Source organism: Cobetia sp. MC34 (assembly GCF_018340035.1).
Classification (GTDB): Bacteria; Pseudomonadota; Gammaproteobacteria; order Pseudomonadales; family Halomonadaceae; genus Cobetia; species Cobetia amphilecti.
The window spans coordinates 1-6,121 of record NZ_JADPPY010000063.1; the positions used below are offsets into that span (position 1 = coordinate 1).

4 protein-coding genes and 2 pseudogenes are annotated in these 6,121 nt (G+C 50.2%); 2 read left to right on the plus strand and 4 right to left on the minus strand.

The genetic code is table 11. The annotated features are described in order from the left end of the window. A pseudogene (locus tag IZU87_RS16880) lies at positions 1–200 on the plus strand (IS3 family transposase); the annotation flags it as partial. Between the two features lie 46 nt (positions 201–246). Then, positions 247–468, plus strand: a pseudogene (locus IZU87_RS16885) (transposase); the annotation flags it as partial. Here the strand turns inward: IZU87_RS16885 and IZU87_RS18200 are convergent. The 4 genes from IZU87_RS18200 to IZU87_RS16905 form a co-directional block, all read right to left on the minus strand. Continuing rightward, the gene (locus IZU87_RS18200) at positions 462–860 is read right to left on the minus strand and encodes a glycosyltransferase (RefSeq protein ID WP_213115315.1); all 399 of its coding nucleotides are present in this window, start codon (positions 858–860) and stop codon (positions 462–464) included. The pseudogene IZU87_RS16885 and the gene IZU87_RS18200 overlap by 7 nt on opposite strands. A gap of 3 nt (positions 861–863) precedes the next feature. Beyond that, complete coding sequence (locus IZU87_RS16895) at positions 864–3,116, minus strand: glycosyltransferase family 2 protein (protein WP_213115316.1); 2,253 nt, start codon at positions 3,114–3,116, stop codon at positions 864–866. Positions 3,117–3,320: 204 nt separating this feature from the next. Further along, entirely contained in the window at positions 3,321–4,721 is a 1,401-nt protein-coding gene (locus IZU87_RS16900; protein ID WP_213115317.1) for a hypothetical protein, read from the minus strand. Between the two features lie 1,015 nt (positions 4,722–5,736). Further along, positions 5,737–6,121: ISAs1 family transposase (locus IZU87_RS16905; RefSeq protein WP_213115318.1), on the minus strand; the 385-nt coding region annotated here is incomplete at its 5' end.

Genomic DNA, 6,121 nt, shown 5'->3' on the forward strand with positions numbered 1-6,121 from the left:
GCGCCCTTCGCTACGTCACGCCGAGCCAGCGTCATGACGGCGAGGCCAAAGGCATTCTGACGCAGCGCCGAGAGGTCTTCGAGGCCGCGAAGCAGCGTCACCCGGAGCGATGGTCAGGTGACATCCGGAAATTCGACCTGCCGGAGATAGTGCATTTGAATCCGGAGCGGGATCCGATACCGCAGGCAATAGGGTTTTAAAAAGCCAGAACCACTTCATGTGCCAACTATGTTGACAGATTCCGCCCATAGCCCTTGGCAAAGAGGCAGCAACGAGAATATCAATGGGCTGATTCGCCAGTATCTTCCTAAGGGAACGGATCTGTCACTGAGCAGTCAGGAAGAGCTGGATGCCATTGCCTTCGAGCTGAATATGCGGCCTCGAAAACGCTTTGACTTCAAATGCTCTATCGAGGTGATGAATGAACTGATGGCAAAGCACAATGAAGCACCACCCTCAATTCAATAGGGTGTTGCACTCAGAGCCTGCATCCGCCGTTTGGCACCGACACACCCGATGTTAGGGCGACATACCTGCGACACCATTTCTGTCAGCCATTCGCCATTCATCAGCTCGATATCATTGTTGACCAAGCCGATGATATCGCCAAGTGCCTCACGTGCTCCGAAATTATTGATGGCCGAACAATTGAATGGCTGATCCCAGTGCAATATTCGTACACGCAACGTATGTAGACTACGACGATTAATGCCGATAAACGGATTGGCTATGAATGACTTGGCGTTGGTAAAAAGCTCAAGGCCCCGCAAGGGGCCTTGAGCAAGAACTGTGAGCGTGGCATGGTGATCCTTGCAAGACGATCTTCGATAAACGGGCACAGGCTGGACAGGACGGTTCACAGCTCACCGCAGCGAGAAGTCCTCGTGAATCAGGGTCAGATTGGGGTTGTAGAAGGGGTCAGTCGTCAAGGTATCACCCCAAGTCTTCATCATATAAGCGTCTTCGCGCTCTGCTCTTGCCTGTTTCTCACCACTATGGTCTCGCCCGCGTGAGACAGATTCATGGTGATACAGCTCTGCATAAGGTGTCCAGAGGTTGCGATAGCCTGCATCACGAACCTTCAAACAGAAATCGACATCATTGTAAGCGACAGCTAGATGCTCTTCATTCAAGCCGCCAACTTCGAGGAAGACCTCTCGCCGAACCAGCAGACAGGCAGCCGTGACGGCACTCAGATTCTGCGGCAACATCAAGCGTGAAAAGTAGCCAGTCTCATTGCGATGAAAATATTTATGAGCATGTCCCGCCACTCCCCCGATCCCCAGAATGACACCAGCATGCTGTACGGTATTGTTCGGGTAGTACAATTTGGCACCGACACACCCAATCTCTTCGCGCTGAACCCGACCTATCATATCGTCAAGCCATTGAGGATTTATCGGCTCGATATCGTTGTTGATCAAACCAATGATGTCACCCCGTGACTCCTGCACCCCGAAGTTATTGATCGCGGAATAATTAAAGGGATGATTCCATTGAAGCACTCTGACGCGCGAGTCACGTTGGGTAACTTCCTGCATAAAAGCGAGTGTCTCATCGCAAGAGGACTGATTGTCCAATATCAACAGCTCGAAATGTTTATAATTCGTCCTCTCCAAGAGCGCTTCAACACAGGGCTTTAGAATATCGACACCATCACGTGTCGGGACAATCAAGCTGACGAGTGGCTCGCCAATGACTGGCCAATTGACACGATACGTATTCGGCAGACTGCCCAGACTGACAGAGGCATGCGCGTAATGCTCAGCCAGGTAATCCTGAACGGCCTTGAGTCCGGCCTGACTGGTATAATCCTTCTCACCGCTGTCCAGCGCCGTAGAACCCTTGCCTGCACGCCAGTGGTAAAGGACCCTCGAGACATGCACGACTTGAGATGCCGTCAGGCCGTGCGTGACCCGCAAGACAAGATCATGATCCTGACTGCCCTCGAGCCCCACGCGGAACCCGCCGACTTCGCGGACTCGCTCAGTCAGATACATCCCCAGATGGGAAATGTAATTCTGGGAAAGCAGAAGATCTGGATTCCAACCGCTCTTGAAATGAGGATCGTGACGACGCCCCTGCTCATCCAGCTTGTCTTCGTCCGAATAGACCACCACAGCCTCTGGCAATTGCTGTATAGCCTCTACCATCAGGTAGAGCGCCTGAGTTGCCAGTACATCATCATGGTCAAGCAGTGCAACGTACTCCCCACTCGCGTGGGCCAATGCCGTATTGCTGGTATGGGAGATGTGCTTGTTGTGATCGTGAACGATGACATGCACACGATCATCTCGCTTGCGGTATTCATCCAATACTGCAGTCAGCTCAGCTGAGCCTGAAGCATCATCGACGAGGCACAGTTCGAGATTGCGATAACTCTGTTCCAGTACGGATTCCACACAGGCCCGGAAATCATTGATATCAGGCCGGTAGACCGGTACCAGCACTGAAATCAAAGGCTGATGATCAAGTGCTGTTTCTGCAATGGGCAGTTCATGTCGTGTTATCCACGCAAGATAATCCCCTTGGGTGCGATTATTGCGGAAGGTGTCAGCATAGTGACTCATCAGAGCCTTCTCGCGACTCTCCCCTCCGGCCGCCTTGGCAGAATTGAATATTTTTTTGGCATCTGCCAATGACTTGCCTCTGAATTTATGATGTAGGCGAGTGATACGCTTCAACATACGATCATGGGCAAACTGCGGCGTCAGCAGAATCAAATTCAACTTGTCTATGCTGAATTCGCCAGAAGCATCAATCGGATCGAATCTGAGACGAGTTCCCGGCCTAGTAACCTTGATGATACGCTTGGAAACACGACCGTTCTTGATTGGCAGTATGAAGCTTTTGTCATTGGTATAGCCATTGCCCTCATTGAGGTATAAACGCGATTCTCGAGCCATAGTGGCATGAAGGACAGTCGCTTCCAGCATATACCAACCCGGTAAGTAGACTTTCTTCGATAATCTTATCTGTGGATCAAGGCTACTGGAAACATATGTATACTGACCATCATGACACTCTACATCACGAAATGTATCAATGTACCTCTTCAGGTCAATCAAGAATAGCTTGTCCCACCAGAGATACACATAAGACATAAACTTCTTCATCATAAATCAATACCATAAAAAATAATCTGGGGGTATCGTTGCGACAATATCAATCATACGTCTCAGTAATACAGTGCAAAGGACACAAAAGGCTACATACTGTCAGAATGACAATTGCAAAAAAACCACAACGAATATAGATGGGCAAGACATTGCTTGGCGTGTCTCACGACATCTTGCCATCTATCAAATCATCAGAAACTGTCAGATGTTACTATCGTCCGAGACATTCATTTGACTGGTAATATACAGTTTATCCAGAACTCTTTTTTTCATCCTCTTTATCCCTCCACCTCCGGGTCGAGAATCTGATGCCTTGGCCAGCAGTAACAGTGCATCCTCCAGCAAGCCTTGCTGCTCAAAATAGGCGCCCAGCTCACGAAGGCGGTCAGCCTCCTTCATCTTGCTGCTGCCGATGATACCGCGAGCACGTGCACTCAGGCCCTTATGTGCTACAGGCTCTTCGAAGGAGATACCCAGGAGATCAAGCAATTTCAGGAACGTATAGCCTTGCTGACCTTCCTGATACTGCTCCAGGGCTGCTTTTCTGATGGCTTCCAGCTCCTTGGGACATTGCTCTTCGAGATAGGCCAGCGGTCTATAAGGGTTGCTGACATTGGCACTACTCACAACCTTAGAAGATTGAGGAGGAAACAAGGTCGCACGATCAAGAGTTGGAAAACGCAGTAGAACAGGCTCCATAGCGGTGAGGAACACTGCATTGATGTCCCTGTAGAGCGCTTCGGGAATGTCTTGGCTCCCCAAAGAGCCCTCTTCAGGATGGAGATCTGAATACCCTTGCAATGCCCAGTCAATCTCACGACCCACCTCTGAAGGAAGCTTGGCGAGCACTGTATTCAAGGTACGCTTGAGTTCCAGCGCAGACCGGACATAGCTACGATTGGTGATCTTTCTTTCCGGAAGCAGCGCAGGGATTTTAGAAGCAGGCACCCCTAATTCTTCCAGAAAGACCGCTTCAATCTGTCGTGTATCAGCCGCTGGTTTCTGGTAGGTCAGAAAACGACAGTGATCATCGCCAAAGGCATCAGCCCATTGCATCAAGGGCCCACCTGAAAGACTGGGTTTGCCATTTTGCAGTACCGGGGCGAGGTGGCTGGAAAGACTCCATGACTGACCATGACGCTTGATGCCTTGATTATGATTTCCCATCAAGTAATCAATCGGAGCACGTACGAAAGCAATGACACGAATATCCTGCGGCGGAATCTGAAAGCTTTCGTGGAACAATTTCGCCAGATGTTCTGACTGATTGAAAAAGGACTCGGAAGATAACACAAGCTTGAGACCCTTCTTTCGAGCATGGTTCAACCATTTCTCTAGCAGTGCCTCTGCACCTTCCACATCGCCTTCTCTCAATGTCACCCACAACTGGCCATGCCCACCTGATATACCATTCTTGTCAATACCATGCTCAGGATAATGGAAACCCAGTTTTTCAAGAGCATTGCGATTATTCAGCATGAAATTTTGCAGTGCTGAAGAACCGGCTTTCGGAGAGCCAATGTGAATAATTAGATCCAAGGAGCGTGTATGGTCTGTAGAAAAACTCGAGGATGAAGAGAATAACTTACGTATAATTTTCATGCAGAATCAACATCTCAATATAGTGTGAATATTGAATTCATAGAATAAATACAACACTTTGAATCATTCGGTAGAAAAAAAGCGCCAGTGCTGGTACCTCTCTGCTTTATCGACACAGGTGCATCAGAGCATGAGCTATCAACAGCTGATCCAGATCTAGTGATACCAGCGATTCATGCACATCGTTACGTAAGATTGAGTCAACGGCAGATCGATAAAGCACTTGGTATTCATAACAGTGTCGTCTATCGCGAGTCGCTCCAAAACGCGAACGATAGCGGCTACCATCCCGCGCGGGCCAAGCCATGCAACGATCATCGACGCCGGAATGCCGGCAAGCGGACCAAGCGCTTACCCAGTATGATCGCCGTCGTTGCCGGCCGCCTACGTAAAGAACGCAGCACACGTTTTATTGCACCCTTGCCCGGCATGAGCACCAGCCATAGATGAATTTATACGATGGCCTGGGATGATAAGACCTCTGACGGCAATCTCTGGAAGCACTCATGCCATCCGAAACGGCGTAGCGGGCATCGAGCTTATGCCAAGAGAGTACTGGGCTCGGCAAGATATCGAATCGCATCGGCATCAAGCATCGCCTAGTCGAAGACATCGACAGCTGCTTCATTGGTCACTGGGAGGATGACACGGTGGTCCAGGACATAAGGCATCGGGGCTGATTACGCAGATGATGGTACAGTTACTAGATATTCCGTTCCGAAGTGTATTGATTCGTGGCAGTCGATCGTACCTCCAGGGAAAACGCATGAAAGCTTTCAGACCGCGAGAATGTCAGCAAGATATGTCTCAACCAGTGCCGCTTTCTTCTGTTTCCGCCGAATTCCGCCTTTGAAAGATTTCTCTCCTTTCAGGCGGTAGTTGTCAAGAAATCTGTCGCCTCTGAGTTCCTTCAAGCCGCCTGTTTTTCCGGTTCGGCGACGGTGACCTGGAGCTCCCGCTCCGGGTTAAGCGACACGGTGCCAACCGGCGTCCCAGGGAAAACGCATGAAAGCTTTCAGACCGCGAGAATGTCAGCAAGATATGTCTCAACCAGTGCCGCTTTCTTCTGTTTCCGCCGAATTCCGCCTTTGAAAGATTTCTCTCCTTTCAGGTAATTCAGCGCAATATGCCGGACCCTGGCGAGGTTTTCCGCCGCCTGTCCGCGATGGATTTTGCAGGCATCTTCACGAAGCGCCACATCCAAAGACCAGTGGAGCTTGGCCTCAATATGCCAGTGCTGCCGAGCTGCTTCGGCGAGCTTCTTGGCGGTCAACTCGGCTGAACTAATGTAGTAGCGGATCATCGGCTCTTCAGGAGCCTCATCGCCCTCTTGGCGAAAACTCATCACCACCCCTACCGTTTTCAAGCCCGGCCATTCGTAGCTAAGCTCTTGAAACTCT